The organism is Ralstonia edaphi (genome assembly GCF_958350185.1).
Taxonomy (GTDB): Bacteria; Pseudomonadota; Gammaproteobacteria; order Burkholderiales; family Burkholderiaceae; genus Ralstonia; species Ralstonia edaphi.
Genome location: NZ_CATWHI010000004.1, coordinates 13,452 through 38,401, shown reverse-complemented (window position 1 = coordinate 38,401; position 24,950 = coordinate 13,452). Strand labels below are relative to the sequence as shown.

Genomic DNA, 24,950 nt, shown 5'->3' with positions numbered 1-24,950 from the left:
CTGTTTTGCTGGGGAGCGCTATGCAACTTCTGTCGAGATTCAGTCTCACCAAGAGACTCTATTTTTTCTCCTTCATCTTGATTGGCGCATTGGCCGCACTGGCCATGGCGTCTTGGGTTCAGCTGTCCAACGTGGCGGCGCTTGCCGACACCGCTGGACGTGTCCGCGTGCTCCAATTGCAGCGCATCGCCAGTACCGAGCAGTGCGTGACGCGGGTGTTGCTGCAGATCCGCCATGCCATGTTGGTGAAGACGCCCGAAGACGTGGGCCAATCGGTTGAGCAAATCAACGCGCGACGCAAGCAGATTACCGAGAACGATGCCGCGTTCCTGAAGGAACTGACCAAGGCCGCAGACCGTGACGCTTTTGAAGCGAACTGGTTGAACCTTCAGAAGGTCACGTGGCCCTTTGTTGAGCGCAACCTGAAGCTCATCCAAGCGGGGCAACGAGACGACGCGTTCCACATGCTCATGACTGAAACCATTCCTGCGCTGGATCGCATGCAGGCATGGCTCGACGCCGAGAAGAAGCGGCAAGAGGGCATCCTCACCGATGAAGTGGCGGGCATTACTGCCGCAGCATCGCAGACGCGGGGTCAGCTCAATGGCCTGGTGCTGGCGATTGCAGTGGGACTTGTCGCTTTCTCGTGGTTCACGGGACGTTCCTTGCGTCAGCGTGTAGAAGTCTCGCAGCGTGTTGCAGAACGGGTGCGCGACGGCGACCTGATCGCAACACATGCCGACATGGCACGCGACGAATTCAGTCCGCTGCTGTCGGCCCTGAAGGCCATGCAGGATTCGCTGGCCAGCGTGGTCGGTACGGTCCGGCAGAACGCCGACAACGTTGCTGCTGCGTCCACCGAGATTGCGCAAGGCAATACCGACCTCTCGAAGCGCACCGAAGAGCAAGCCGCGTCCTTGGAGCAGACCGCTTCGACGATGGCTCAACTTACCGAGACGGTCCGGCAGAACGCCGATGCCGCCAAGCAGGCGAACGCTCTCGCCACGCGCGCTACCGACGTAGCCGACGCGGGCAACGATGCCATGCAAGGCATGGTCGGCACGATCGAGCAGATCAGCGGCAGCTCTACAAGAATCTCCGAGATCACCGGTGTGATCGAAGGCATCGCATTCCAGACGAACATCCTCGCGCTGAACGCGGCGGTGGAGGCCGCGCGCGCCGGCGAACAAGGCCGTGGCTTTGCGGTGGTTGCCAGTGAGGTGCGCAGCCTGGCGCAACGCTCGGCTGCAGCCGCAAAGGAGATCAAGGATCTGATCGGGTCGTCTGTGGCCATGATCCAGGATGGCGCCAGGCAAGCGACCGATGTCGGCGCCACCATCGGAGAAGTAAAACAGGCCATCAAGCAGGTCGCCGATATCGTCAGCGAGATTGCCGCAGCTTCGGAGGAGCAAAGCCAGGGCATCGAACAGGTCAATCAGGCGGTGAGCCAGATGGATGAGGCCACCCAGCAAAACGCCGCGCTCGTGGAAGAGGCGTCTGCGGCCGCGCATTCGCTAGAGGAGCAGGCGATCAAGCTCAAGCAGGCTGTGTCCGTTTTCAGGCTTGCCGACGATGGCGGGCTGGCCATGAGCAGCGGGGCGCTGCATGGCATGCCGGCGCCTAAGGGCTCCGTGGCGCGCAAGTCGAGTGTCAGCACCAGGCGAGGTTCTGAACGCTTGGCGTCCGCGGTGCAACCTGCAATGGCAGCGGGCTCAGCCGACCAATGGGAGGCCTTCTGATGGACGCAGCAGCGATGATGTACGGCCCAGGAACATGCGGCGCGGCAACGGAGGACTTTACGCGGACAACCGCTGAAACCGTACTGCGGTTCAGTGGGCGCCTGGCGGTGCTCTACCAGTTTGTGGGCGCGGTCTTCCTGCAGTGCGACGGCAAGCAACTCAAGGCCATTACGCCTGCCTTCCGGCGTGGCATCGAAGAGTCGATGTCATTGACGGACGACATGGCCGTCCCGGCGGAGTATCACGATGCGTTGCTGGAACAGGCAAACGTCTTGTTGACAGCCCTCGAAGCCTTGGGGAACAAGCCCGTATAGGGCAGCGTTTCCCTGGACGAGCGTCGGTCGCCCAATCGCCTCCCCATCCTTTCGGTGCCGCGTTGCCGTGGCACCTGCTTGAGGCAATTCCATGGTGGTGGGGAGTCTGTTTTGGGCGCGTAGAACGTCGCCACCGCATCGGCTTTGCTCTCCACCTCCACTACGGTGTGCGCGCAGCAGCTGAGTTGAGCTTGAGCAGGATCAACTCCGCTCGCCTCCATCCCGTGTGTGAAAGCAGGAGTCGCACTTAACTTGAGGTAAGCGGTTGAGTTGGTGAGCGCCTTTAACGGCGAGCAGCCTTGCGACAGGGAGGAGACAGCCATGACGCCCGAACCGGAAGACACAGGCGAGCTTATTCAGGTCAAAGCCGTTCTGCGAAAGAACCTGGAGTCCATGGGCGCCATTGCGGCGCGCATGGTGGTGCTGATGAAGTTTCGGGAGGCGGTATTGCCGTATCTTCCGCCTGCCGCCGCCCGGGCGGCCCTCGACGCCTTCAACGCAAGCCTGGAAGAGGCGATCCCGCTGGCGGCCGAGTTCGGATCGATGCCCGCATACAGCGATGCGTTTTTCGATGAAGTTCTGACGACCCGGGCAGCGATGCAGCGGCGGCAGAACGGCGAAGCGGTTCTCGATCATTGACGGCCAACGCTATTTCGACCTTTGATGGCCCCGGCCTGCCGTGGCCATCGACGTGGCTCGTCGTGGCATTTTTTCCTGCTGCGATAGCGCGAATTTGCCTTAGCTCTTCCGGCGGATTCCAGGCCGCCCGGATTGGCCGCAGGATGTCGCCCGTGCCGTCCACGCTCGTGTTGCGGCACCCAGGGCGAGAGCTGACCTTCTCGTCTGTCCGAGGCCAAGCGCGTCCCAGCTTGGCCTTTTTTTTTTTGAGGGGGCGCTTCGATCGCCAGGGCAATGGTGCAGTCGCTTTCCCAGGCCGGGTCGACGGCGGAGCTTGCGCAGCCGATGGCGCGGCGCAGAGCGGGTAGCGGGAAGCGGCGGTGTCGTTGGGTGCCATGCCGCTTCCGTGTGGGCGGCTGCCTATGCAGCGGCAGGCAGGGAGGCGGAGGTTTCTTCAGCGGTCTGCTTGCCGAGCAGAATCGCCGCGCTCAATGCCATGCCTTCGGTGATGAAGCCTTCAGGCGAACACGCAGACTGCCACTCCAATGGTGCTCTGCCGGTGGGCGCATAGCGAAACTCGCTCGCCCATCTGCCGTCGGTTCGTCGTTGTGTGCGTATTTCGACGTGGCCTCTCTGTGCTTTGACGATCAATTCCATGGGACCCCTCGTTATTGTGTTCCCCCTTCTCCCGCAGGCGGCGCGCCGTTCTGCGCGGCGCATCCCAATAGCATCACGGTATGAATGTTTGAGTTCAATGTCTAGCGATTCCGCCAGTACATCGCGCGAGGCGCTGAATGGCCGCGCGTTTTCAGGATGTGCTGAATTGCAATGCGACTATTTCTGCCAAGGCAGCGTGCCTCGCCCATTTGCCTTTGGGCGCATGGAAGATGCTCGCGAATGATCGACGAGCGAAAGCGCTTTCGCCGCCTGCTTCGTTCAGCGGAGGCTAGAGAACCGGGCGCTTTTGAACGCCCGCCTGTGCAACCGTCTCCAGCCCTTGCACGTCGAGGATCTGAATCTCGCGATGGTCCACTCGCAAGATGCCTTCGCGCGCGAGCAAACTGAAGATCCGGCTCACGGTTTCGAGTGTCATGGCGAGGTGCTCGGCAATCTCTTCGCGGCTCATGCGAAGGATGATGTGTCGATTGGAAAAGCCCCGTTCCCGCAGGCGTTCAGAAAGGTCGAGCAAAAACATGGCGATACGCTCTTCCGAGCGCATCGAACCGATGCAGAGCATCAGCCGTTGTTTGCGGCCGATGCGCGCGCTGAAGATCTGCGTAACCAGTTGTTGAATCGCGCCTTCCCGTTGTGCCAATTCGGCAAGGCTGTTCCACGATATGGCGCATACCTCGGAGTCTTCCAACGCGATTGCCGTTGAGGTTCGGGTATCCGACTCGAAGCCGTCCGTGCCGAATATGTCGCCGCTCAGGTAGAACGCTGCGATCATTTCCCGGCCTTCGGCGGTGCCCAGCGTCAGCTTGAACGTCCCGTACTTGACCGCATAGATATCGTCCAGCGCATCGCCGGAACGGAAAATCGACTCGCCTCTCTTTACCCTGATCTTTCGATGTGCGATGTCCTCCACCAAGGCCGCCTCGCGGGTGTTCAAGCCACGCGAAAGGCAAAGGTGACCGTTCCGGCACGTGGTGCAGCCGAGGTTGGGGGTGTTGTTGGACATGAGGCGTGCGGGGGGGGGCGGGAGGGGAAACAATAGTGTTATCGGCAGCCGCTCCCGGAACTTCATGTTGCCGGGTCAGATACCCGATACGCAGGTATCTTCGCGGCACGTAGCTCTTCGCGTGTGACGGATCGTTTGCAGAAGCCACAGTAGTACACGAGCCCACCGCCGATACGCCCAATAATTGATCCACGTCAGTATTTTGGCCAACGCGGCGGGTACGCTCGGGGAATTTCGATACTGGTCCAGCTTCGAACCCCGGGGGAAACGCAATGCTGAACGCACAAGTCGAAGAGACCGGCGCCGCTGCCGAACGGGAATTGGGCGCCGTGGTCGCAGCAACGCTACCGCGAAGTGCATTTGTCAGAACATTCCACACAAAAGCCGGCGGCTACGACGTCGAAGCGGAATGGACGACCCGTAGCCCTTACGGGCTGCAGGCAAATTGCACGCTTGCGCTCCATTTCACGGGCGCGGAGATATCCAGCTACGCCAGTTTCAGTGCCGCCAAGCGTGAAGAGGCATGCCGCCGAGTGGCCGACTGGTTGAGTATTCGGCTGGAAGTGCAGGCAGGGGACATTCTCTGGGACAAGGGGTTTGATATCGAGGCGGTGGCGCCTTCGGCCTTCTTCGTTGAAGAGACCGGTCGGACTAAAACCCTGCAGTAGGTCGTTGCCCGCGATACCACTGCTGAAATTGGTGGCCCTGCAGACAAAAGAGGGTTGCCTATCTTGCGGGATGGCGCGCCGATCGACCAACCTCAACCACAAAGAGCCGGCACCCTAGGCGCCGGCCTTTACCCTCGGTTCAATTCCTCGGCACTACGCTCACAGCCTAGTGCCCCTGCCCATACCCCTCAAGGCTCAACAGCAATCCCTTCAACGCGTCCTTGAAGCTATGGCCGGCCTTCATTAGTTCCGCCAGGCTCTTCACACACTCGGCGCGCTTGGCACCGGGCGGGTGGTCACCAGACCAGCCGGCGTTGAAGATGCCGGTCGCAACGCCGTTGTTGGCAACGTTGCAGATATCGTCCCAGCTCACCCCGGCTTGCTTCAGCAGGTATGCGGCGCCCAGGTCCGCAATGATCTCCGTACGCGGGCCGTCCAGCGGTCGCTTGTGGTCGTAGCCCAGGTCTGCCGCCAGCTTTTCGCTGAAGGCGTGGCCCAGTTCGTGGGCAAGGGCGAATTTGATGGCGTTGTCGCCAAGCTGGAGCAAGCGGCTGTTCACGTCGATGACGACGTCGGTCACGCTGTTGTGTTCGTGGGTGCCCAGCGTGGAGTTGGGCACAGCGTTGCCGATGCCGTTGTCCAGCCTGACTGCCCCGGTGACGGGCAGCCCGCCGATGGCGGTGAATGCGCCGCCGTTGTAGAAGTCCCGCTTGATGATGGCAACCAGGTTGCCACCAATAACAGTCGCTTGTGCGATGTCCATGATCGATCTCTTCCTGACGTTGGTTTGGGAGTCGGTCGACAACGTCAATCTGAACGAAGCCATGCGCGCAAAATGCGAGATAGCGATCGCACGTGTGTCGTCATCCGTTGCCGTGAAGAGAAGGTAGGTGTGCGTGCCGCATGAAACCATGTGCCAATCGGCCCAGCCGTCGCTATATGCCGTTGACAAGGGCCGGTGCGCGGCGTGTCCCGCAACAGGTGTTTGGCAGCGTTAAAGGCGTGGCACGCGGCAATTGCCGCAACCGTTAATCGCCTTACGGAATGAGCAATAGCTTTCCGATGGTCGCCCGGTTTTCCATGTCGGCGTGAGCGCGTGCTGCTTCCGAAAGCGGATATTGGCCACCAATCGTCACGTTGAGGCGGCCTTCGCCGATCCATTCGAAGAGTTGATTGGTGTGGCGACGAAGTAGGGTTGGCGTGGGGATGTGGTCGGAGAAGACCGCATAGCCGATCTTGACGCTCTTGGGCAGGCTCATGATCTCGATAGGGCCTGGTCCACCAAGAACGGGCCCAAACCAACAGAGGGTGCCCGAAGGACGAAGCGCGGCAAGAGAACCTTGAAACGTCTTCGGTCCTGACCCATCAAAAACGACGTCGACGCCTACACCTCCAGAGAGGCGGATCGCTTCCTCCGCGAAGGAGCCTTCAGTATCGACGATGACGTGATCTGCGCCGGCGGCCACCGCAGCACCGATTTTGTCGGAACTGGACACGCGACTGATCACATTGCCCCCTCGAAGCTTAATGAGTTGGGTCAGGATGAGTCCCAGACCTCCTGCCCCTGCATGAACGAGGGCGAGATCGTCTTGCCGCACGGGATAGAAGTCAGTGGCGAAGTGGCTCGCCGTGAGGCCTTGCATCATCACCGCTGCCGCTGTCAGATCGTCAATGTGGTCAGGAATCTTCACCAGCGAATTGACGTTTGCAACGACACGCTCGGCGTAGCTAGAAGCAACGTAAACCCAAGAGACGCGGTCGCCGGGACGAAAGTCGACCACGCCCGGTCCAATTTCGATGACTCGGCCTGCACCCTCAACGCCGAGAATGGTGGGCTTGTAGGCGCCTCCTTTCATGCCGCGCCGGATGCCGATGTCCATAAAGTTGACCCCGGCAGCGCGGACATCGATCAACACCTCGTTTTCACCGGGACGGGGATCTGGCTCATCGCTGTACTTGAGAACATGGACGTCGCCGACGCCGGTCATCCTGATAGCTTTCATGTCTTTCCTTTTTTGGAACAATCGTTCAAGAATTGGTAAAAAAAATCAGCGCAAAGCACGGATTGCGAGCCGTTCCATGACTTCAAGTTGGGCCCGCTGCGCGCCGCCCCGCGCCGCAACGCGTATTCCGGTAATGCATGCAACCAGAAAGTCGACGACGGAGTTTGGGTCAAGTTCGGACAGCAGGTCTCCGGCAAGCTGCGCCTCGCGAACGCATGCCACGAAAACTTGGCGCAACGAATGGTCGGCGGCGGCATTGATGTCGTTGACCTCGGGTTGTCGGCTGCCGAACTCGCAGACGGAGTTGATTCCCAGGCAGCCTTGATGAGCCTCTTGAACGACCCGCCGCAGCGCTGCCTTTATTCCATCGAGCGCACGCGTTTCGCTTCTCAGAGCCTTTGCGTGGGCGGTGATCTCGGTATCGACATAGCGCCGTAACGCAGACAGGTACAACTGCCACTTGTCCCCGAATGTGTCGTAGATACTCTGGCGCCCGATCTTCATTGCATCGGCGAGCATGCCCGAAGAGGCACCGTCGAAACCATGCTCTCTGAAAACTTCCAGCGCGGCATCGAGCGCGCGATCAACGTCGAATTCTTTTGGTCTGGCCATGCGGCCGAGTATAGGAATTCTGGAACGATGAGTCAAAAATATTTCGGTAGAAAAGCCAACTAGGCGCGTGCGTTTGCCAGACGTTGTCGAGCACCCGCAACCGTTGTCCCGTGGGTTCGATAAGTACAAACGCTAACTTTTCGTTGCGGTAGAGCGTGGGGCGGACAAACAAGCAAATTTTTTAAGGGGGGAGAGGGCGCCGGCAGCAGGGAACATTGGTACGCCATCGTGAAGGCGAGCGAGCTCGATTTTGATTGGATGACGCTGTAAGTCCTGCTGATATTGGCCCTCTCCTCAGCGTACAGACTTGCGGGTTGACCCGAGCCTATTACTGCTCCACAACGGCCTGAGGCGTGTTTCGGAAGCTGATTGCCATGCGGTTGTAGGTGTTCATGATGCCGACGGCGATCGTCAGATCTACCAATTCGCGCTCACTGAACACGGCGCGCGCCGCTTCAAAGGCTGAGTCCGGCACGCCCGTTTGAGCCACCAGCGTGACCGATTCCGCCCACGCCAGCGCTGCGCGCTCGCGCTCGTCGAACAGGTTGCCCGCTTCCCGCCAGGCCTGCACGAGGGCCAGCTTTTCGACCTTCACGCCTTTTCCCAACAGGTCCCGAGTATGCATGTCGAGGCAATAGGCGCAGTTGTTGATTTGAGAGACACGAAGGTAGACCAGGTCGACCAGAACGGGCGATAGGTCACTCTGCATGACGTAGCCATAGACTCCGCCAAGGGCTTTGATGCCCGCAGGCGCGACCTGGATATAGTCAAGACGTTTGCTCATGGCATGACTCCTTATGACGGCGCATTATTTGAGGGGTGTGGTCAGGGCTTTGTCGTCGCTGTCCGTGACAAACACAGCGAGCAACTTTGCAGGGCGTGAGTCGCTTGCATTGCGGCTTATGCGATGTACGGCGCCGGGCTCCTCAAAGAAGCTCTCGCCCACGTGGTAGACGCGCTTTGGGCCGTCATCCACCTGTGACTCGATGTCGCCTGACACAACGTATGCGTAGATGAAAGCCGACGCCGCATGCTTGTGAGCAACAGACGCTGCGCCAGGTGCGTAGTCGACAACGACCGCTATCAACGACTTTCCCGGGATGTTCGGAATGACGTGCCGAAAGTTTGGCGTGACGGTCTCCGCCGTGTCATGTGCTGCTGCAGGCGTTGCGATGCCGAACGCCATTGCTGCGCAGGCAACTCCGAGGGCTGATGGAATGTTCATGGGGGCTGACTCCTGTGTGCCCATGCATTGTCGTGCCGCAGGAGGGCATGTAAAAAGCACCAGGAATGAACATTCTTGATGTACCAAGTCGGAGGACTTGGCAGGAATTTTTGGCCCGCTAGTGGCGCCCGCGAACGATTTCCAGCAGGCGAGAACAGTTGGCCGTCAGCGTTCTTTCATTCACATTGGTTACGCCGAGCAGGAGCCCTTGCACTGCCGGTTTGCGCGTGTACCACGGCGAGAGAGGTACCGGGGCCAGCCCGAAAGTGCGCGCCCGAGCGGCGACATCGATATCCGATACGGAGGGGGGCAGGGCGGCCACGACAGTCATGCCTGCAGCGGCGTGCACATTGATGAATTCCGAGCCGAGACTACCCAAGCAACGGACTAGAGCGTCCTGTCGAGCCGCATACAGACGTTTCATCCGCCGCAGATGGCGAAGATGGTGGCCGTCGTGCATGAACTCGGTCACGGCGTGCTGAACCGCCGCAGCGGGGGCGGGAGCGAGGCAGGCTGCGATGTCGCCGAAGGCGGAAGCCATTACGGGCGGAACGACGAGAAACCCCAGTCGCAGTGCGGGCGAGATCGTCTTGCTGAAAGTGCCAATGTGGAGCACGCGTCCATGCTGATCGAGCGAGGCGAGCGCAGGTGCAGCGCGTCCTTTCAACTGCAGCTCACCAAGATAATCGTCTTCGATGATCCAGGCGCGCTGTTGTTCTGCCCAGTCAAGCAGTGCCAACCGTCGGGCCAGCGACATAGTCATCCCAAACGGTGCATGTTGGCCTGGTGTAACGACTGCGAGGGCGGCTTTAGGCGCGATCCGTTTCCCAACGTCGATATCCAAGCCATCAGCGTCCACCGGGACACCTGCCACCGTCATGCCCGCCAACCTCAGCGCCGTGCGGGTGAGCGGGAAGCCGGGTTCCTCCATCCATGCGTGCTTGCCCTCAACCTGCAGGCCGCGAATTGCGAGATTTAGGGCACCCGAGAATCCATTTGTGACGAAAACTTGGGATGGGCTGCACCGGATTCCGCGCGAGACCGCCAGATACGCCGCAATCTCCTGTCTCAGATCGGGATCACCACGCGGATCCGGATATGCGACCGGAGCAGCGGCCGCACGTCGTGCTGCCCGCGCCTGAATGCGCGACCAGAGCTTGAAGGGAAACGCGTCTTGCGCTGGAACGCCCATCTGAAACACCAAAGGCGCTGTGTTGAAGTCGTTGAACAGGTTCGGAAGGGGTGGCGCCTCGGGCGACCATTTGCTCGGCGCCTGCACGGGGCGCGCCGCTACGCGAGTTCCCGCTGCGCCTAGCCCGACCGCAAATTGTTCGTCAATCAGACGCTCATAAGCAGCCCGTACGGTGCCACGTGACACGCCCAGTTGAGTGGCCAAGTCCGACCAAGAGGGGAGCCGGGCTCCTGCAGTGAGCTGGCCTGACTCGATCGCATCTCGAATCGAACCGTAGATTTGCATCGACAGTGAGACACGCGTCCTGCGATCAAGGCCAATAGAAATAGGCGTTGCCATGGTCCGGATAGTACATCGAGATTTCGCAATCTTGGGCCTGTCCGATGCTCCATGGGAAGCGTAATTTCGTGTTGTACAGAAGCGGATCGTCTCTTTCGTCCCATCCACCCTCCAGGTTGGCCGGACCGGGACAGTCGACCCTCGGCGGCACGTGTTCTTCACAGACGGAGTGACCCCATGAAGCACGATAAAGCAATGCGCACCGGGCAGATCATCGGCGTGGTGATCCCTGACAGCCGACTGGCGCGTGAAGCAGCCCAGCTTATTCGTGATACCGAAAGCGAGCTGCTGTTCAACCATTCCACGCGCGTCTTCCTATGGGGGGCAATGTTGGGGAAACAAAAACGCGTCGACTTCGACCCCGAGCTGCTCTACGTCGCCGCCATGTTCCACGACATTGGCCTGACACAGGCCTATCAGAAAAGTGAACTCAGGTTCGAAGTGGACGGTGCCAATGCGGCCCGCGATTTTTTGCGCAGCCATCAGGTTTCCGAGGCTGACGTAGCCAAGGTATGGGCTGCAGTAGCTCTGCATACCACACCGGGCATTCCCGAACACATGGGCGGTGAAATCGCATTGGTGCAGGCCGGAGCGGGATTGGATGTGGCGGGACGAGACTTCGAGGCGCTCACGGCAGAGCAGCGGGCACTCGTGGTCACGGCCTATCCGCGTGGGGGCGATTTCGCCGCCAACATGATCGACGCCTTCTACGAAGGCATGAAGCATCGACCAGCCACCACATTCGGCACGTTCAACGACGATTTTCTGGCTCACAAAGACCCGAGCTTCCAGCGCACGAACCTGTGCACGGTCATCCTGAATTCCAAGTGGGGCTGACCTCTTCGGTGGGTCTCACAAGCTAACCCCTAGTTCTGCAGGATTTTCGTAATGCAAAAACGTACATTCTTGGTCACCGGAGCGAGCAAAGGCATCGGTCGGGCACTTTCCCACCGGCTCGCTGCCGATGGTCATCAGGTCGTTGGTCTTGCGCGCAAGGCTGACGATCCGAGCTTCCCAGGCACATTGATTTCGGTGGACTTGACCGATCGCGATGCGACGGCGCAAACGCTCGACAAGCTGGTAGACCGCTACGCCTTTGATGGCGTCGTCAACAATGTGGGATTCGTCCGGCTGGCCGCCTTGGAGGCTGTCGATCTGGACGACCTCGAAACGTCCTTCCGACACAACCTCATCTCGGCCGTGCAAACAGTGCAGGCCTTAGTGCCAGGCATGCGTGAGCGAGGGTGGGGCCGGATTGTGAACCTTTCCAGTTTGGTGGTTCTCGGGGTTGCCAACCGGACGGCCTACGCCGCATCAAAAGCGGCAATGATGAGCTTTACACGCACGTGGGCGCTGGAGCTCGCGCAAACTGGCATCACCGTGAATTCGGTCGCGCCTGGGCCCACCGAAACCGAACTGTTCCGCCAGAACACGCCCGTGGGTAGCGAGGCAGAGGAACGCTTTCTGTCTTTGGTGCCGATGAAGCGATTCGGCAGGCCCGAGGAATTGGCAGCGGCCGTGGCGTTTCTCTTGTCCGAGGATGCGGGCTTTATCACTGGGCAAACCTTGTTTGTTGACGGTGGCGCATCGATAGGTAAGGCGGCATTCTGATCGCTTGCTGATTGCCGATCATATGCGCTATTGGCTTCGCTGCACTGAGTTACTGCGGTACCGCGCATCGTGTGAAACCGTGCAGACGTAGTCGTCCGAAGTGCGCAAGAACTTTCTTCTGAACGAGCCCGCAATTTGCTTGTCCAGCGCCATAGCCTTGTAGAAAGATGAATAGGCAGCTTTGGAATCTCCCTTATCCATTGCGGAGTGCCGTGCTTGGCAGCGTTAAAGGCGTGATCACCTTGCTGCAGGAAGCGCGGGATCGTATGGAGGCGGACTGAAGGTCACCGAAGCGTAAGAGTTCAAGACAAAAGCCGGCCATTGGCCGGCTTTTTTTGCCCGTCGCTTTGCGACCGTCTGAGGACCCGCCCGTCAACGTGCGCCGTGTCGATAAAGCATAGCGTGGCCGATCAGGTAAAGAACCATAACCTGTCCAAATGGCCACTTTATGCTTAACGGCACAACAACGTTGGTTGCTCCTCAACATCATCAGATGGTGGGACGTACAGCAGTCACATAACTCCCGCAAAGCCCCACCGTTAAGCCATTCTCTTAGGCGCGCCGTTTGGAGTTGCCCCCAGTGTTGCCCCCACGGCCGTAAATAAGCTCGTAAATGTCAGATACGCGCCACACAGTGGTGCGCGGGCCTAACTTGGTGGGCTGGGGGAAGCGGCCTTCTTTCACACCGTTCCACCAGGTGGAAGAGCATACCGGGATGATTGGTGGCACCGGTGGGTTGGCTTTTCGGTCTCCGATGATCTGCTTGAGGCGCAGATAGCCGTCGGCGGGCAGGTCGAGCAATCTAACTTGCCGGGTCATGCAGTGGCTCCTTTAGCTTTGGGGCGATCTTGCGTGAACACCCAACATTTGACCGTTTCCGGCCGCTTGGGGGCGTGCAAGTTGTCGCGGTTGAACTGCGCGTTGATGGCGCTGTTGACGGATCGGATGTCGATGAACTTCCGGTGGCGTGAGGTCTTAAGCACGCGCTTGAGGTCAGCCAACGGCGGAAGGTGCACGCGGCGCTCTGCCGCGATGTGTTCCAGGTGCTGCAGGTTGATTGCGATGACATCCCTGGTACGCGCGTGGTTGAGGATTGGCCGGTCATCATCGTCGGACTCGATGTAGTCAAAGACTTCCCAGAACTGCTGTACCAATGTGTGATCCGCGCTGATGGCCTGTTGGCGCGCAGCGGCCATGCGGCCCAGCTCGTCCAGGGCGGCGGTGTGCTGCTCGTCGGTGAGCGGCAGCACTTGGCACATGCTGTCGACCATGGCCATGATTTGGGCGTGGTTCTTGGCGATACGCACGGTCTTGATGTCGGGGCGGGCCATCAGTGCCTGTTCGTGGACCGACACGCGGGCGGCGAAGGTTTCCAGCACCTTGGCCTCGGCCATGACGGTGGCGAGCAGGAAGGCGGACACATCCTCGACGGGGATGCGCTCCAGCGCTTCGGCTGCGGCGCGCGTGGATGAGGTCTGTGCCGAGCGGTCGCAGTAGATATGGACGATCCGCTGCAGGACGGCGTCGCTGGCGCTGACTTCGGCGTTCTGGCTGATAACGATGGCGCCACGGAAGGGCGGTTCGTACGTTTCATTGCCGCCGTTCTTCATGCCGCGCGCGCGGGTGCTGCGGCCGTTGTAGGCGGTCTTCAGCTCGTCCCAATCAAAGCCGCGCTGCTTCGCGCCTTCGTCGCCGCGGTCGCCCTCGATGAGCACGACGGGCAGGTTGGCCACCTGGGCGAAGTTCCGGGCCCGGGCCGCGAGCGATGACTTGCTCGGGTCGAAGCCTTCGTAGTCGCGCCGGCCGCAGAGCTTCCAGAGGAACTCAATGAGCGTCGTCTTGCCGGCGCCGGGCTCGCCCACCAGCTCCAGGAACGGGTAGCTCTTGTGCTCCTGGCGGATCTGTTCTGCGAACAGGCTGCCGAACCAGAACGCCAGCGCGGCCAGGCCCTTGGCGCCGAAGGCCTGCCACAGCAGCGGCAGCCAGGTCGTCTGCATGCCCTGCACGTCGGTGGAGAGCGACAGCGTTGCAGCCTGGCTGATGGTCTTGATGGAGAGCTTGCCGATGTCGAAAAAGTCTTCGTCATTCAGGCGGAAGAGCTTGCCGCCTTTGACCGCCACGTCGCCGTAGACGTAGCAGCCGTGTTCCTTGGTGTAGCCGACAAAGTCGATGGTCTGCACGGTCGGGATGCGGGCGAGCTGGCGCGCGAGATAGCCGTCGAGCTGGTGACCGCTGCCGGTGTACATGGCGCCGGGCGCAACGCCCAGCAGGCGCTTCTTGAATTCGCTGCTGCTGGCGATTTGCGCGCTAGTGAAGGTGGCCTTGATGGGCTGGCCATCGTGCGGGAAGGCGACGCGGAAGTAGTACCAGGACTCATCCGTCTGCGGGCTGGCCTGGTAGTAGAGCGCCGTGGGCAGGCAGTTGGCGATGGGCTGCACGACGCCGGCGCGCAGCAGCGCCTGCTCGCGTATCTGCTCGTCGTTCTCGCAGATGTTGGCCTCGCGCACGGCCGTTGTCTCGCGCTGGAAAGCGTCCAGCTCCAGCTTGAACCAGTAGAGGCGGCTGCGGTGCTCGAACGGAAACTGCGCGTCGCCGGTGCGGTTGTACATCAGCCGCGCCTTGTCGGACGGCGTGGGCGCGGTGAACAGGTCGCCCAGGTAGCGGTATTCCTTCAGGTCTTCGGCCGAAAGGCGGTCGCGCATGTGCAGCTCGTTCCAGTCGAGCTTGGCGCGGCCGGTCTGCTTGGGCAGCGCCGCCGATGCTGACCAGCCATCGTTTTGGGCGCGCTCGATGTGCTTGAGCGCGTAGCGCCGGCCGGCGGGGTCGTTGTCGAGCGCGAACACCAGGTGCGGGCGACGGTGGCCGCCGGCGGCGCATTGCTCGGCCAGCGCGGCCAATGCGGCGGTCGGGTAGTGCGAGCAGGAGAACGTGGCGACGGCGGCTACGTCGTGATGCATCAGCGCGATGGCATCAAAGATGCCTTCCACCAGCCACAGCTCTTTGGGGTTTGCCGGCAGGGTAGGCGGCTGCCACCAGGTGCCGGCGTATGACCCGCTGAACGTGGCCTTGCGGTCGCCAAAGCGCTCGGGCTCGTCGATGATGCGTTCCCAGTAACGGCCTTCGCTCAAGGGGAAGCGAACGGTGGCACTGCCGATCTTCAGCTCGTGGCTGTAGTAGCTCTCTTGCGTGTACCAGCCCGCCACGCGCGCCAGGTCAAAGCCGCGTGCGTCGCGCATGTAGGCATCGGCTGCGGCGTGGGGCGCTTCGGGCGTTTTGACGTAACGGTCGCTCCAGGAGGCGAAGAGATCGGGGTACAGCTCTTTGGCGTGGAATTCAGCCGCGCAGTTGTTCAGCCGGTTGCAGCGCACGACCCAGGGCGCATCTGCAAACGCCCACAGCGAGCGCTTGCCGCAGGAGGGGCATGTGCCGTTCTCCAGCTTGTTCGATCGTTCCTTGAAACCGTAGTCGCGCACCAGGCGCGACGCAAGGGCGGAGGAGAGGTCGAGGTTCATTGCGATCAGGGGGATGGGTCAGTCGTCGACATCGCCGGCGGCGCGGCGCTTGAGGTCGACGGTGGATCGGTTGGCGCGGCGGCGCTCGCGCACCGTTGCCATCGCCTTTGCGGCGGCGGTGACAGCGGCGCGCAGCGGCGGCGGCATGGCGTCGTAAGGGGTGGTCAGGCGCAGGAAGCGGTGCATCCGGCGCACATCCACATCGGTGACGACCGGCTCAGGCATGGCGGGCGCTCCGAGAGAAGAAGCCAAGCCACACGCCGCGCCCGTAGCAGACGGCAAAGAACACCGATGCGGTGAACATGCCGGCCTCGCCCGTGACGTGGGTGAGGTACAGCCACGCAGGCTGGCCCAGCAGCCCGACGACAGCGCCCCAACGCTGCGTGCGCGGGCTGTAGTTGAGCAGCGCCACGGAAACGAAAGCCGTGAGCAGCATCCATAGATTGACCAGGGCGAGCATTACTCGGCCTCCGCAAAGACGCCGTAGGCCATCAGGCCCGTGGTGACAAACGCACCGCCGATGCACACCACAGCAAGCCACAGCAGCACACGCGCAAGCCCGTTGAAGGGCTTCGGCGGCGCGGTGTAGCCGTTGACGGTCGGGTCGTTCTTGCTGCGCCAGGCGAAGAGGAAGCCCACGGCAGCGGCCTGCACGGCGAGCGTGGCGAACATGGCAACGAGCTGCAGGACGTTCATGCGAGCCTCCCGACCAGGCGGGCCGAGCCGGCGCGTGCGGCCAGGCCGAGCGCTTCAGCCGTGCGCAACACGGTCATGAGTGCGTCGGTGCTGGATGCGGCGATGGTGTGGAACGACAGGCGACGGCCGCCGGCGGCGACGCGGACGAGGTAGGTTTTCATGCTGGCGCCCTTACGCAATGCCCTGCAGGCTGTTCTGACGCGCGATCGGCGCGAGTACGCCGATGGGCTGCGTTTGCATGCCCAGCAGCCGGGAGACGTGCTGCAGGTTGGCGTACAGCTCCACCGCGAGCGAAGCGGTGCGCGCGTTGGCAAGCTCTTTGGCGAGGGTGCCGCGATAGCGCAGCGCTGCCAGCCGCTGCGGCACGGTCATGCGGCCGGTCTCTTGCGGCACCAGGCGGCCTTCCAGCACGTCGAGCACCCAGCGGCGGAACGCCTTGGCGCGCTCAGTGCGGGCCAGCATGCCGAGCAGGTAACAGCCGCGCGGGCTGAAGATGCGAACAGGCTGACGGCCGCCGGCGGTGTCGAGCTCGACCACCTGCGTCATGTCTTCGGTGAACTCGTCGACGTTGCGCTCGTACAGGTTTGAAAGGTCTTTGCTCGGATTCTTGTACCCCAAGGCACCTGCAACTTGCAGGCCCCTTAGCCATGGCGTGTTGTGGATGTCGACTACCTGGAAGTCGACGTTCTCAAAGGTCAGGACAGCGTTGGTTTGCATAAGGGCCTCGCAAAAAATGGGCAAAAAGCCGCCCTCCGGCGTGGGGGAGACACGCCGTCGGACAGGGGGAAAAGGGAGGAAAGAGAGGGGCGGCTACTTGCCGCCGAGCAGATCCAGTTGGCGCGTGTCTTCCGCCGCTGGCCGTTTGGTGCTCACAGGCAGATAAGCCAGGGGGTTCGGCTTCATGCTGGGCGCGATGGTGCGCACCTGCGAAATGATCGCCACGCACGTGTAGGCGCAGTGCACGTCTTCACACTGCAGATACGCCTCGCGCGTGAGCAGCGTCACCTCGCGGCTGGTGCGGATTTTCAGACGGCCTTTGCAATGGGGGCAGGTCATCAGCATGGGCGGTCCTGTTTGTGGCTTTGTTTTACAGAGGGTGGGTGAGGGACATCCCCGGCCATAGACTCATTGGCTCTCACACCGTTTGAATCATCAACAGAGGAGCCCTCATGGAAATCGATACCTTGCTCGGTCACATCGGCAGCACGTTCGCCGCTGCCAAAACCGCTCTTGCGGCCAAAGATAGTGCCGGACTTGCAAAGGCTGAAGACGTGTTTGAGCGTCAGCGTATGCAGCTCTTGAAGTTGGCACGTGCTCCTCAAGAGGCGAATGCGGCGCTCTTGCAGCGAGTAACCACTGCAGAGCAGGAAAACGTGGAGCTCAGACAGCAGTTGATCGAGTTGCTTGAGCGCGAGGGCGAACTCGCCCAATACAAACCGTTTAAGACGCCCCTGGGCGGCCTTTGCCTTACCGAGCCACTTCCACCCGGCCAGCGCGACAGGCGTGTGTACGTTTGTGCAGCGTGCGCTTACGTAGGTCGTAAGTCGAAGCTGGAATTCGAACAAGGCAAGACGTTGCTTCATTGCCCTGAGTGTCAGGCTCGGATACCTGGCATAGAGGAGAGCCAGGGCTTTATTGAGTTTTTCGGGCCCACCGTCTAATCGCACCCACGACTTGAAGGCGCGGTCGAACTTGGCGTGTGCACGGTCGCTGCGTACACGCAAGCGGGCGAGGCGGCTTTGCAGGCGCTTCATTTCCCACTCCCTTGCGGTCGGCTGCACTCACCAAGCCCTTGGCGCGCGCATTCGCAGAACATGCCGACCTCGCCCAGCGTGGCGACGGCATCCATGTACTTGCGCGTAACAAGCACGTAGCCGCACACGCCAACGAGCGTATCCAGCTTGTCGATCAGCACGCCTTGCTCGCCGCTCAGGAAGCGGCTCATGGCGCCTTTGTCCCAGCCCATGGTCTGCTGCACGTCTTGCCGCGACGGGCCGGAGAGCTTGCGACGCAAGGCGTGTTCGATTCGGTGTTGGGTGTGCATGGTCAATCCTCCACAACGGATGTTGCGTGCCGTTGGGGCACGTCTTGCTTAAGCTTGTTGGGGCTCGGCTGGGCTAGCGCGCTGAGGATGAGAACGCGGCCCATGTTGCCGAGTGAGCGGCCTTCAGTGACGGCGCGGGCTTTGAACTTTTCAAGCTCCTCCGGCCGCAGGCGGATATAGACGGGCTTGTCAGTCACGACGCCAATTGGCGCGCGACGTTTTGCGACATTTCCACGGGGCATGGTCGATATACTCGTGAAAGAAAATCTTGCATGGCCCAAATATACAGAAATCTGTATTTTGGATTGTCACAAATGAATATTTACGAAGATTTCGGCGCGCGGCTCGAAGTGGAGCGAAAGCGCCTGAAGCTGAAGCAAGCACAGATGGCTGAAGCGGCCGGAGTCTCGCTAGGCGCCTATAGCAACTACATCCGCTGCGCCAGCGCTCCTGATGTGCGTGCGCTCCGTGCTTGGGCGGACGTTGGCGTGGACGTGCTCTACGTGGTCACGGGGCAGCATGTGCCGTCGCTGCTCTCCGCAGAGGAAGGCGTCGTCGTGGCTGGCTATCGAGAGCTGGATGCGCGCGGCCGGGCCGGTGTGCTCGCGTTGATCGGTGGGCTTTCGGGCGATACGACGGACGCGCAGCCTATTAAGGCGGGCAAGCGCTCTCAGGTGATTGTTGGCGGCTCTAACAACGTGCAGGTGCGAAGCTACGTTAAAGAGAAAAAGGCGAATCCAAAATGACAAACGCCTATGGCGTCACTGTGCGACCGAAGTGGCGCCGCACTGGTAACGGTTCGATGTACAGCGGTTCAGGCTTACCCAATAAGCTGCCGTTGGCGACCTTGGCTGTCTCCTATTCATTCTTTGTATCAGCCTGCTATCTAATGGCGTTCTGGGGTAGCTTTGGGATAAATGTATTTCAGTTTGCAGGCTTAACGGATTTCGCAAAGCTTGCAATCTATCCCGTGGCCTTGGCGACGGTCGGGATATTCGGCGGCACCTTCTTGCAAGCAATTAACTCTACCCTCCTGCGGGGAGGTGCCCGAGAAACCGGCCGAAAGCCACCGCACTCTACGTTCCTCGATAGGGCTTCTGTGCTCCCGGCTTTGGTTGCTATTGCGCTAATACAAATAAAAGGTGGTCCAAACTCATGGAGTTTTGGGTCTCTTTTGTTTATCCCGTTTCTTTTGGTGTTATCTCGAACTGAATTTTGCGTTCGATATTTTCCGGGGAGAATGGTTAGACAGACGGTCGTGCTGTGGGCTGCTTTAATGCCATTTTGGCTCGTCTCCGTCGGGAAGGTGGACGCGATGAGAATTAAAGCGGGCGAGGGCGATGTCTGGGTCGAGCGAGGTGGTGCAGCAGCGACGCTAACCGCAACTGAGTCATCCCATTTGGGCTATGTGGGATTTGTTGGCGGCACATATATGATATACGAGCCACTATCGAACAGTGTTGCCTTGATCAAACAATCGGATGGTGCCCCATTAATACTGCACCAAGTTACCAAAGGGGAGCGTTCTGCTATGCCCCGTTTATCCATCATTGAGCAATTCTTGGCGAACTTCTGAGAGCGTGACCTCAATTCCTCCTGCGGCGGCGAGTGATGCCTACAGGCGCCTAGATCTATTTGATTTCGTTCCCATCATCGTCGATCGTAAGTGCGATTCCTGTTAGAACGATGTGGTAAATATTAAAAATGAACGACTTCAGGAGCATCAAAATATAGAACAGCCACGCCGTAAAGATTGGGAATGTAATGCATATCCCAGATGATTTTATGATTGTTAATGCATCTGGCGATACTGGTATGGAGGAGAGTATGACGGATGCTGGTCCATTGGTTGAGAAGAAAACCCGTATCGCGAGGCACGATATAGAAAAAAGCAGGTAATGAATGAATACCAGCAAGAACACCGAAAGGTTGTATTTTAAATAGCTTACTCCGGTGCTCTCGTACTCATTCTTGGCCATTATGTAGAATATGCTTGGCCTGCTTGTTACAAAAATGGTGAATCCCGCGATCAAGAAACCAAGAATGCTGGCAGCAAAGGCAATGGCATCCCCTGTGATCTGACGCAGTAACGATAAAACATCGACGGGGTGAGAGAAAGATATGATGCTATACGTGGCGCTGATGAAGAAGGCAACAGTTGCGACGAAGACGTTTGAGCCATTCGCCGGCGACAGTCGCGCAATTTTGTAGACGTCAAGAAGGGAACGCTCTTTTACGAGGTCCCCTCTGCTAAATGAAAAGCCTGATTCAGCCATTCCACGCCTTGAAAATATTTTTGATTCTTCTCATCGTTCCACTCGCATCCGCATCAACCGCTAGTCTAATATTATTCGATTTGATCTCTCGATCCAAGGCGCCAACCAGTTCGGCCGCCGCCGTCTTGATGTTGCGGGAAACGCTTTCTACGTAGACACGCAGCTTGAATTCCTCGTTGTTTCCAACAAGCTTATTTCCGGATTGATCTATTCCACTCAGCTTGACCTCAACATTGCCTGTAGTTGCAACGGCTCGCAACTGCGAAACGGCTTCAGTTCTATTGAGGCCCTCCTGCTTGTTGCCGGCTGAATGTGTAACCTGCGTGTTCGTAGCGCCAAGTTTTGTACCCGTGGTGCGTGCCGCATCGATCAGTTTGCTGTTGTCTAACTCACTGTTTGTTTGTAGAACGCGCAATGAGATCGATGTTAGTCGACTGTAGCGCCGTACAAATTCCGCGAGACTAAGATCGCTAGGAATCGGAACTACATCAAGTGTGGGGATTGGGTACGTGTCCCACAAATCCTTCTTGGTGACTTTGGGAGAGGGGTTTAACCCCTGCTCAATTTCAGCCTCTCGTCGAGCATTCAAATCTTCATAAGTATCCTTGATAAACTTGTTCTGCGCTTGGCGAATGTAGCTGTAAGCGGTGCTTCGGAAGCTTGCTAGCGACGGTGCATGGGCAGTCTCCGGGCAATATACCAATTTATGGTTATTGAGAATGAGAACGAAGATTGCCGATGGGGAGGACTCAAGAGACCCCAATGTTCTGATGAGCCCTTTTTCCTCAGAAAAAATCTGCTCTCTTCGCAGGGTCGTGTCCTTAATTAATCGTCCCGCGATAACCAGTTGAGGTGCGCTCTCCGTGCCCAAATTGACCAGTGAGGGTTCGTGGAAGAAGTATCTCGTGTCACTGAATGAACGAGGCCTGAACTCGTTGCTCTTCAGGAATGCAGGCAGAATTATTTGCTCGGCTACATCTAAGAGGTTCGTTTCTTCGCCAAACTTACAAATGAAGTTTGCGAAACTCACGGGTCGATTGGTTGCCATAAAATAGTATTTTTTGAATGCGATGGCATTTGTACGCCGGCGCGTGACAGGAACGTCCACGTTGCCAGCGACCTTAGCCTTCGCGTTACTCACCCACCCTTTCGGGGTCCCGCACCATTTTCTGTGCAAGATTCACATATTCTTGGCACATGTATCGATTTTGGGGAACCCCACGTTTGTATTAATTTGTCCCTGTCGCCTTATTCGGACGTTGGGAGAAATGATGCTCGCCAGTCGGCGACGGTAACCCACAGCGCGGCCCGAAGCTGCCATTCCGTGAGGCCGGCCAGGGTTCGTTTCCCGAAGCGATGCTCGCACAGCGCCAACGTTGAATATCGCAAACCTCCGCGAATGCCCCACATGCGCATAATCTCCCGAATCATGCCCGTACGCGGCAGGCTTTCACCACGGGCGCAGGATAACCAGCCGTCCAGGTAAGACCGAGCCGCCCAATACTGCTCGTGCGACAACTCGGTGTTGTCTCGCACATCCTCCAGGCCGCGCCCGTTGAGGTGATTGCACAGGGCCTTCCAAACGGTGCCTGCGTCTACGGCGCCTTCCTCTGCCAATTCGATTTGCAATGCGATGTGAGTGAGTTCTGCCCGCTGCTCGATGGTCATGCGTTCTTTGGCTGGTGCCGGCGGAGTCGGGCAACGCGCGCGGGTGGCCGACCCGCAAAGGATGACCTGGCCGATTTGCACGTTGCCATTGCCGGCGGAAATGCTTTGCTTGATGTTCGTCTTGTTGCTCACTTACGTATCTCCCACAGCGGCGCGCGGGCCGCGTGGTGAGGCTACGGCGCAGTCGCGGGGCTGTGGGTCAACGAGTGTGGCAACGCGTTAGACGTTGAGCTTAGTGCGGGGGTCGACGAACTTGAAGGGGCTGGGGTGGGGGTGTAACGATGATTTGCGATTAGTGGTCGGCTTTGGCCGCTAGCCAATGAGCGCGGTTGGCACATCGCTGGCGAGAAACATCACACCACAGGCTGCGTCTCGCGCGCCACCGCAGCACGAGAGCGCGTTATAAATGTCGCAGTGGGATGCCAGAAATGGAAACCCGGCGGGATGCATCTTCAGGGTCCATGCCGGCGCCAACCAGCAGATCTTGGAAGGCGCGCGCAGCAATGTCAGGGAACGCACAGGGTCCAATTATGACTCCTTGGACAACATCCGCGAACGAGCGCTTCAGCTTCGAGTTCACCGATTTGCACATCGGTATCTTCAGAACATGTTGAGGCGTCCCTCTTACGGTATGCACGGTCCGCTCCAACACATCACTATGCTGCAGGAAATTCGTCACGAAGATGCGCCACTCGCGCTCCTCTGCAAAACCGGGATGCTTTACGCACAGGACGGCGTACCGGAGCATCTCAAAAATGTACCGTTCAAGTAGCGGGCGAGGAATCGTTGCTAGAAAGTCGCGCTCGGCATGCAGCCCGCTGGCGACGTTCGCCATTGCCCTTCGGAAACCTGCTGAGTCCAGGTACTCGACCGGGCTCGACACTGCTCCCACTACACTTTCTTCGGAGAGAATTGCCTCGCTGTTCAGAACGAGCGCAACTCCGGATTTTGCTCCATAGGCGCGCCACATTGAGAGGCGCCCAAGGGTTCTCTCCTTGGTCAAATGCTCGGAAACGCAGGTGATGTAGGTATCTCGCTTGATACCAGGCAGCATCGTGCGGAACTTGTCATAACTTTGCGCCCAAATTCCTGCGTGCGCAGCATCAAGTGCCGCCTTCATCCGAACTCCTACACGGCTCTCAAGCGCATCGCGCAAGCAATCCCTACCGTGATCGATCTCCATATAGTCGTTCATTGACAGAGCGTTTCGCATCCAGACCTGTCGGTACTTGATAACGCTCTCCGCAACTTCAGCGGTTGTGTAGTAGACGAACGATTTTGCTTTGGCCCGAGCCCCTTGAATCTTGCGATACGCAACCGGATAGAACACTTTCGACAAACGAGCAAAATCAACAACCTGGATTGCCATCATCCCCTCCGTTCCTGCGCGCAGTCTGTGATTGATACGGTCAACGAATGATACTTCGGCACTCTGAAGGACTGTCGTCACGACGACCGTCGCAGTGGCTGGCTGCTGTTAGTTGACCCCCCTCCCAGAGCCCTGAAGGCCGAACTAAATTAAGCGGTGAGGGCCGCAATGGTGTTGTTTAACCGTCGCAGCAGGTCATCGTACGTAATGATGTCGATCATGTTTGCGTACTTGCGACGGATCAATTCGAAGTCGAGAAGTTGGCTGCCGTTCATGGCTGTACCTCCAATCTGATCTCGTCCAACGATGATGATCGCCTTTGGGTTAGAAATACGAATCTTCATACCCTCCGGCAGCTGCGAAGAGTACTTTCGGGAAAGAATCTCTTCTCCCCTTACGCCCCATTTCGACAAGTGAAAAAGGTACTTTTCAGCTTGCATGATGGTGCCACTCAGCTCTGACGTGGGGACGCTATTGCCGCGGTATTGGCCTCTGCAAAAGATTTTTTCGTCAAAAGGCCTTTTGAGTTCGACGATGTCGAGATTGCCGTTTGCATCGACGAGGCCGATGTCGACGTAACGATTCTTCTTCTTCCCTGGATCACTGTAGTAGTCATGGATAGTGATGTTCTGGAGTACCTTGATGTATTTCGGGAAGAGTAAGACGAGGAACGGCAACATCAGTTGTTGCCATTGACGCTCAGACAGATTCGTCTTCGTCTGCAGTGCGTCAGCGATCAAGTCGCGGATCAGAGCGTACTTCTGGCCCTCGAGCGCCGTCACGTTGCTCAGATCCAGATTCGCGCCGTTCAGCAGCGACGCTTTCCTGTTCAAATACTGCTCGTAGCGGCCTCGTGCGTCCTTCATGCCGTCGAGGTGTTCAGAAAGGATGGCTTGAACGCGGACACCGGCATACAGATCGAGCTCGTGGCTGCCGGGGAACTGTCTCAGTAGTTCCTCGAAAGCTTCTCGTGGGATGGTTCCCGGACGACTCCCACCGATAACGATGGGATCCGAGTGTTCGAGTAGATCTGACAGTCGACCGAAAATCGAGATGTTGCGCTCGGCAGCAAAGATCGCTCGTTTTAGAGTGACATCTCGGTCAATGAGCACGTCGTTGTCAATGTCCAGAACCCTGCCAGGAATGTGCATGTAGCCATCCGCTATCGTGCAAAATCGAAATCGATAAACGTAGGCATCAAAATCTTGCGATAGAGTGGGCGGGTTCAGGAGGTCCGAGCGTTGGAATAGGAACACTCGGGATACCCACGCTTCACCATTCGTCTTCAGCTCATCCCAAACCCACCGATTTGGACCGAACTCCGCGTGATAGTGAAGTTCCACTCCGGCAGCCGTAGTTCGAAAATCGAGCATGTGTCTCCCCTGA

At 59.0% G+C, this 24,950-nt stretch carries 32 protein-coding genes; 8 read left to right on the top strand and 24 right to left on the bottom strand.

The annotated features are described in order from the left end of the window. Nucleotides 1-20: 20 nt before the first annotated feature. The 3 genes from R2669_RS15035 to R2669_RS15025 all read left to right on the top strand — a co-directional run bounded on the left by R2669_RS15035 (nt 21) and on the right by R2669_RS15025 (nt 2,692). Nucleotides 21-1,739: a methyl-accepting chemotaxis protein gene (locus R2669_RS15035; protein ID WP_316901471.1), complete on the top strand. Its 1,719-nt coding sequence runs from the start codon at nt 21-23 to the stop codon at nt 1,737-1,739. Next, complete coding sequence (locus R2669_RS15030) at nt 1,739-2,053, top strand: hypothetical protein (RefSeq protein WP_147213889.1); 315 nt, start codon at nt 1,739-1,741, stop codon at nt 2,051-2,053. The genes R2669_RS15035 and R2669_RS15030 overlap by 1 nt, the downstream gene beginning before the upstream one ends. Before the next feature lie 321 nt (nt 2,054-2,374). After that, on the top strand, nt 2,375-2,692 hold the full coding sequence (locus R2669_RS15025; protein WP_147213890.1) for a hypothetical protein: 318 nt from the start codon (nt 2,375-2,377) through the stop codon (nt 2,690-2,692). A 399-nt stretch (nt 2,693-3,091) separates the two neighbouring features. Here R2669_RS15025 and R2669_RS15020 read toward each other — a convergent pair whose 3' ends face one another. Both R2669_RS15020 and R2669_RS15015 read right to left on the bottom strand, forming a co-directional pair. Continuing rightward, the gene (locus tag R2669_RS15020; RefSeq protein ID WP_147213891.1) at nt 3,092-3,328 is read right to left on the bottom strand and encodes a hypothetical protein; all 237 of its coding nucleotides are present in this window, start codon (nt 3,326-3,328) and stop codon (nt 3,092-3,094) included. A 289-nt stretch (nt 3,329-3,617) separates the two neighbouring features. Further along, nucleotides 3,618-4,349, bottom strand: coding sequence for a cyclic nucleotide-binding domain-containing protein (locus R2669_RS15015; protein ID WP_147213892.1), 732 nt, complete (start codon nt 4,347-4,349; stop codon nt 3,618-3,620). A gap of 272 nt (nt 4,350-4,621) precedes the next feature. On the opposite strand from R2669_RS15015, the gene R2669_RS15010 reads away from it, so the two are divergent. After that, nucleotides 4,622-5,017, top strand: a complete 396-nt coding sequence (locus R2669_RS15010) for a hypothetical protein (protein ID WP_147213893.1) — start codon at nt 4,622-4,624, stop codon at nt 5,015-5,017. Between the two features lie 166 nt (nt 5,018-5,183). Here R2669_RS15010 and R2669_RS15005 read toward each other — a convergent pair whose 3' ends face one another. The 6 genes from R2669_RS15005 to pdxR form a co-directional block, all read right to left on the bottom strand. Further along, entirely contained in the window at nt 5,184-5,780 is a 597-nt protein-coding gene (locus R2669_RS15005) for a hypothetical protein (protein WP_316900944.1), read from the bottom strand. Between the two features lie 274 nt (nt 5,781-6,054). Next, nucleotides 6,055-7,020, bottom strand: coding sequence for a quinone oxidoreductase family protein (locus tag R2669_RS15000; protein WP_316900942.1), 966 nt, complete (start codon nt 7,018-7,020; stop codon nt 6,055-6,057). 45 nt (nt 7,021-7,065) lie between these two features. Then, a complete protein-coding gene (locus R2669_RS14995) occupies nt 7,066-7,632 on the bottom strand; it encodes a TetR/AcrR family transcriptional regulator (RefSeq protein WP_147213896.1) in 567 nt (188 codons plus the stop codon). Nucleotides 7,633-7,960: 328 nt separating this feature from the next. Then, a complete protein-coding gene (locus tag R2669_RS14990; RefSeq protein ID WP_316890819.1) occupies nt 7,961-8,416 on the bottom strand; it encodes a carboxymuconolactone decarboxylase family protein in 456 nt (151 codons plus the stop codon). Nucleotides 8,417-8,440: 24 nt separating this feature from the next. Next, nucleotides 8,441-8,857 (bottom strand): cupin domain-containing protein, encoded by a 417-nt coding sequence (locus R2669_RS14985; protein WP_316890820.1) that lies wholly within the window; start codon nt 8,855-8,857, stop codon nt 8,441-8,443. A gap of 118 nt (nt 8,858-8,975) precedes the next feature. Next, nucleotides 8,976-10,388 carry a MocR-like pyridoxine biosynthesis transcription factor PdxR gene (gene pdxR / locus R2669_RS14980; protein WP_316900939.1) on the bottom strand — a complete coding sequence of 471 codons (1,413 nt, stop codon included), beginning with the start codon at nt 10,386-10,388 and terminating at the stop codon, nt 8,976-8,978. 177 nt (nt 10,389-10,565) lie between these two features. Here pdxR and R2669_RS14975 point away from each other — a divergent pair, with 177 nt between their 5' ends. Next, on the top strand, nt 10,566-11,225 hold the full coding sequence (locus R2669_RS14975; RefSeq protein ID WP_316900938.1) for an HD domain-containing protein: 660 nt from the start codon (nt 10,566-10,568) through the stop codon (nt 11,223-11,225). Nucleotides 11,226-11,276: 51 nt separating this feature from the next. Next, complete coding sequence (locus R2669_RS14970; protein WP_316900936.1) at nt 11,277-11,999, top strand: SDR family oxidoreductase; 723 nt, start codon at nt 11,277-11,279, stop codon at nt 11,997-11,999. A 552-nt stretch (nt 12,000-12,551) separates the two neighbouring features. Here the strand turns inward: R2669_RS14970 and R2669_RS14965 are convergent. The 11 genes from R2669_RS14965 to R2669_RS14915 all read right to left on the bottom strand — a co-directional run bounded on the left by R2669_RS14965 (nt 12,552) and on the right by R2669_RS14915 (nt 18,448). Next, nucleotides 12,552-12,818 (bottom strand): helix-turn-helix transcriptional regulator, encoded by a 267-nt coding sequence (locus R2669_RS14965; protein WP_316900934.1) that lies wholly within the window; start codon nt 12,816-12,818, stop codon nt 12,552-12,554. Further along, a complete protein-coding gene (locus tag R2669_RS14960) occupies nt 12,815-15,511 on the bottom strand; it encodes a toprim domain-containing protein (protein ID WP_316900932.1) in 2,697 nt (898 codons plus the stop codon). Before R2669_RS14960 ends, R2669_RS14965 begins: the two co-directional genes overlap by 4 nt. A gap of 18 nt (nt 15,512-15,529) precedes the next feature. Further along, a complete protein-coding gene (locus tag R2669_RS14955) occupies nt 15,530-15,736 on the bottom strand; it encodes a hypothetical protein (protein ID WP_027681322.1) in 207 nt (68 codons plus the stop codon). Next, complete coding sequence (locus R2669_RS14950; RefSeq protein WP_316900930.1) at nt 15,729-15,971, bottom strand: hypothetical protein; 243 nt, start codon at nt 15,969-15,971, stop codon at nt 15,729-15,731. Before R2669_RS14950 ends, R2669_RS14955 begins: the two co-directional genes overlap by 8 nt. After that, nucleotides 15,971-16,207, bottom strand: a complete 237-nt coding sequence (locus R2669_RS14945; protein WP_316900929.1) for a hypothetical protein — start codon at nt 16,205-16,207, stop codon at nt 15,971-15,973. Before R2669_RS14945 ends, R2669_RS14950 begins: the two co-directional genes overlap by 1 nt. Continuing rightward, nucleotides 16,204-16,368 carry a hypothetical protein gene (locus tag R2669_RS14940; protein WP_316900928.1) on the bottom strand — a complete coding sequence of 55 codons (165 nt, stop codon included), beginning with the start codon at nt 16,366-16,368 and terminating at the stop codon, nt 16,204-16,206. Before R2669_RS14940 ends, R2669_RS14945 begins: the two co-directional genes overlap by 4 nt. A 10-nt stretch (nt 16,369-16,378) precedes the next feature. Then, entirely contained in the window at nt 16,379-16,924 is a 546-nt protein-coding gene (locus R2669_RS14935; RefSeq protein WP_316900926.1) for a BRO-N domain-containing protein, read from the bottom strand. A gap of 93 nt (nt 16,925-17,017) precedes the next feature. After that, a complete protein-coding gene (locus R2669_RS14930; protein ID WP_316900924.1) occupies nt 17,018-17,269 on the bottom strand; it encodes an Ogr/Delta-like zinc finger protein in 252 nt (83 codons plus the stop codon). Then, nucleotides 17,263-17,961 carry a hypothetical protein gene (locus R2669_RS14925; RefSeq protein ID WP_316900922.1) on the bottom strand — a complete coding sequence of 233 codons (699 nt, stop codon included), beginning with the start codon at nt 17,959-17,961 and terminating at the stop codon, nt 17,263-17,265. Before R2669_RS14925 ends, R2669_RS14930 begins: the two co-directional genes overlap by 7 nt. Further along, nucleotides 17,958-18,251, bottom strand: coding sequence for a DNA-binding protein (locus tag R2669_RS14920; RefSeq protein WP_316900921.1), 294 nt, complete (start codon nt 18,249-18,251; stop codon nt 17,958-17,960). The genes R2669_RS14925 and R2669_RS14920 overlap by 4 nt, the downstream gene beginning before the upstream one ends. 2 nt (nt 18,252-18,253) lie before the next feature. Then, nucleotides 18,254-18,448: a hypothetical protein gene (locus R2669_RS14915; RefSeq protein WP_316900920.1), complete on the bottom strand. Its 195-nt coding sequence runs from the start codon at nt 18,446-18,448 to the stop codon at nt 18,254-18,256. 117 nt (nt 18,449-18,565) lie between these two features. Here R2669_RS14915 and R2669_RS14910 point away from each other — a divergent pair, with 117 nt between their 5' ends. Both R2669_RS14910 and R2669_RS14905 read left to right on the top strand, forming a co-directional pair. Beyond that, nucleotides 18,566-18,997: a helix-turn-helix domain-containing protein gene (locus R2669_RS14910; protein WP_316900918.1), complete on the top strand. Its 432-nt coding sequence runs from the start codon at nt 18,566-18,568 to the stop codon at nt 18,995-18,997. Next, nucleotides 18,994-19,827, top strand: a complete 834-nt coding sequence (locus R2669_RS14905) for a hypothetical protein (RefSeq protein ID WP_316900916.1) — start codon at nt 18,994-18,996, stop codon at nt 19,825-19,827. The genes R2669_RS14910 and R2669_RS14905 overlap by 4 nt, the downstream gene beginning before the upstream one ends. Before the next feature lie 55 nt (nt 19,828-19,882). On the opposite strand, the gene R2669_RS14900 is transcribed toward R2669_RS14905, so the two are convergent. The 5 genes from R2669_RS14900 to R2669_RS14880 all read right to left on the bottom strand — a co-directional run bounded on the left by R2669_RS14900 (nt 19,883) and on the right by R2669_RS14880 (nt 24,937). After that, complete coding sequence (locus tag R2669_RS14900; protein ID WP_316900914.1) at nt 19,883-20,527, bottom strand: hypothetical protein; 645 nt, start codon at nt 20,525-20,527, stop codon at nt 19,883-19,885. Beyond that, on the bottom strand, nt 20,520-21,668 hold the full coding sequence (locus R2669_RS14895) for a hypothetical protein (RefSeq protein WP_316900913.1): 1,149 nt from the start codon (nt 21,666-21,668) through the stop codon (nt 20,520-20,522). Before R2669_RS14895 ends, R2669_RS14900 begins: the two co-directional genes overlap by 8 nt. Before the next feature lie 107 nt (nt 21,669-21,775). Continuing rightward, nucleotides 21,776-22,327 carry a hypothetical protein gene (locus R2669_RS14890; protein ID WP_316900911.1) on the bottom strand — a complete coding sequence of 184 codons (552 nt, stop codon included), beginning with the start codon at nt 22,325-22,327 and terminating at the stop codon, nt 21,776-21,778. 268 nt (nt 22,328-22,595) lie between these two features. Further along, nucleotides 22,596-23,567 carry a DUF2971 domain-containing protein gene (locus tag R2669_RS14885; RefSeq protein ID WP_316900909.1) on the bottom strand — a complete coding sequence of 324 codons (972 nt, stop codon included), beginning with the start codon at nt 23,565-23,567 and terminating at the stop codon, nt 22,596-22,598. A gap of 146 nt (nt 23,568-23,713) precedes the next feature. After that, entirely contained in the window at nt 23,714-24,937 is a 1,224-nt protein-coding gene (locus R2669_RS14880) for a Shedu immune nuclease family protein (protein WP_316900908.1), read from the bottom strand. Nucleotides 24,938-24,950: the final 13 nt, after the last annotated feature.

What these genes read in the sequence shown, in the direction of transcription:
- R2669_RS14965 (WP_316900934.1), bottom strand. Translation starts at nt 12,818, where the DNA reads ATGACCCGGCAAGTTAGATTGCTCGACCTGCCCGCCGACGGCTATCTG.
- R2669_RS14880 (WP_316900908.1), bottom strand. Translation starts at nt 24,937, where the DNA reads ATGCTCGATTTTCGAACTACGGCTGCCGGAGTGGAACTTCACTATCAC.
- R2669_RS15025 (WP_147213890.1), top strand. Translation starts at nt 2,375, where the DNA reads ATGACGCCCGAACCGGAAGACACAGGCGAGCTTATTCAGGTCAAAGCC.
- R2669_RS14920 (WP_316900921.1), bottom strand. Translation starts at nt 18,251, where the DNA reads ATGCACACCCAACACCGAATCGAACACGCCTTGCGTCGCAAGCTCTCC.
- R2669_RS14975 (WP_316900938.1), top strand. Translation starts at nt 10,566, where the DNA reads ATGAAGCACGATAAAGCAATGCGCACCGGGCAGATCATCGGCGTGGTG.
- R2669_RS14885 (WP_316900909.1), bottom strand. Translation starts at nt 23,567, where the DNA reads ATGATGGCAATCCAGGTTGTTGATTTTGCTCGTTTGTCGAAAGTGTTC.
- R2669_RS15010 (WP_147213893.1), top strand. Translation starts at nt 4,622, where the DNA reads ATGCTGAACGCACAAGTCGAAGAGACCGGCGCCGCTGCCGAACGGGAA.
- R2669_RS14930 (WP_316900924.1), bottom strand. Translation starts at nt 17,269, where the DNA reads ATGCTGATGACCTGCCCCCATTGCAAAGGCCGTCTGAAAATCCGCACC.
- R2669_RS14970 (WP_316900936.1), top strand. Translation starts at nt 11,277, where the DNA reads ATGCAAAAACGTACATTCTTGGTCACCGGAGCGAGCAAAGGCATCGGT.
- R2669_RS14985 (WP_316890820.1), bottom strand. Translation starts at nt 8,857, where the DNA reads ATGAACATTCCATCAGCCCTCGGAGTTGCCTGCGCAGCAATGGCGTTC.
- R2669_RS14990 (WP_316890819.1), bottom strand. Translation starts at nt 8,416, where the DNA reads ATGAGCAAACGTCTTGACTATATCCAGGTCGCGCCTGCGGGCATCAAA.
- R2669_RS15015 (WP_147213892.1), bottom strand. Translation starts at nt 4,349, where the DNA reads ATGTCCAACAACACCCCCAACCTCGGCTGCACCACGTGCCGGAACGGT.
- R2669_RS14925 (WP_316900922.1), bottom strand. Translation starts at nt 17,961, where the DNA reads ATGAAGCGCCTGCAAAGCCGCCTCGCCCGCTTGCGTGTACGCAGCGAC.
- pdxR (WP_316900939.1), bottom strand. Translation starts at nt 10,388, where the DNA reads ATGGCAACGCCTATTTCTATTGGCCTTGATCGCAGGACGCGTGTCTCA.
- R2669_RS14905 (WP_316900916.1), top strand. Translation starts at nt 18,994, where the DNA reads ATGACAAACGCCTATGGCGTCACTGTGCGACCGAAGTGGCGCCGCACT.
- R2669_RS15035 (WP_316901471.1), top strand. Translation starts at nt 21, where the DNA reads ATGCAACTTCTGTCGAGATTCAGTCTCACCAAGAGACTCTATTTTTTC.
- R2669_RS15005 (WP_316900944.1), bottom strand. Translation starts at nt 5,780, where the DNA reads ATGGACATCGCACAAGCGACTGTTATTGGTGGCAACCTGGTTGCCATC.
- R2669_RS14935 (WP_316900926.1), bottom strand. Translation starts at nt 16,924, where the DNA reads ATGCAAACCAACGCTGTCCTGACCTTTGAGAACGTCGACTTCCAGGTA.
- R2669_RS15000 (WP_316900942.1), bottom strand. Translation starts at nt 7,020, where the DNA reads ATGAAAGCTATCAGGATGACCGGCGTCGGCGACGTCCATGTTCTCAAG.
- R2669_RS14950 (WP_316900930.1), bottom strand. Translation starts at nt 15,971, where the DNA reads ATGCTCGCCCTGGTCAATCTATGGATGCTGCTCACGGCTTTCGTTTCC.
- R2669_RS14960 (WP_316900932.1), bottom strand. Translation starts at nt 15,511, where the DNA reads ATGAACCTCGACCTCTCCTCCGCCCTTGCGTCGCGCCTGGTGCGCGAC.
- R2669_RS14945 (WP_316900929.1), bottom strand. Translation starts at nt 16,207, where the DNA reads ATGAACGTCCTGCAGCTCGTTGCCATGTTCGCCACGCTCGCCGTGCAG.
- R2669_RS15020 (WP_147213891.1), bottom strand. Translation starts at nt 3,328, where the DNA reads ATGGAATTGATCGTCAAAGCACAGAGAGGCCACGTCGAAATACGCACA.
- R2669_RS14995 (WP_147213896.1), bottom strand. Translation starts at nt 7,632, where the DNA reads ATGGCCAGACCAAAAGAATTCGACGTTGATCGCGCGCTCGATGCCGCG.
- R2669_RS14940 (WP_316900928.1), bottom strand. Translation starts at nt 16,368, where the DNA reads ATGAAAACCTACCTCGTCCGCGTCGCCGCCGGCGGCCGTCGCCTGTCG.
- R2669_RS15030 (WP_147213889.1), top strand. Translation starts at nt 1,739, where the DNA reads ATGGACGCAGCAGCGATGATGTACGGCCCAGGAACATGCGGCGCGGCA.
- R2669_RS14955 (WP_027681322.1), bottom strand. Translation starts at nt 15,736, where the DNA reads ATGCCTGAGCCGGTCGTCACCGATGTGGATGTGCGCCGGATGCACCGC.
- R2669_RS14900 (WP_316900914.1), bottom strand. Translation starts at nt 20,527, where the DNA reads ATGGCTGAATCAGGCTTTTCATTTAGCAGAGGGGACCTCGTAAAAGAG.
- R2669_RS14910 (WP_316900918.1), top strand. Translation starts at nt 18,566, where the DNA reads ATGAATATTTACGAAGATTTCGGCGCGCGGCTCGAAGTGGAGCGAAAG.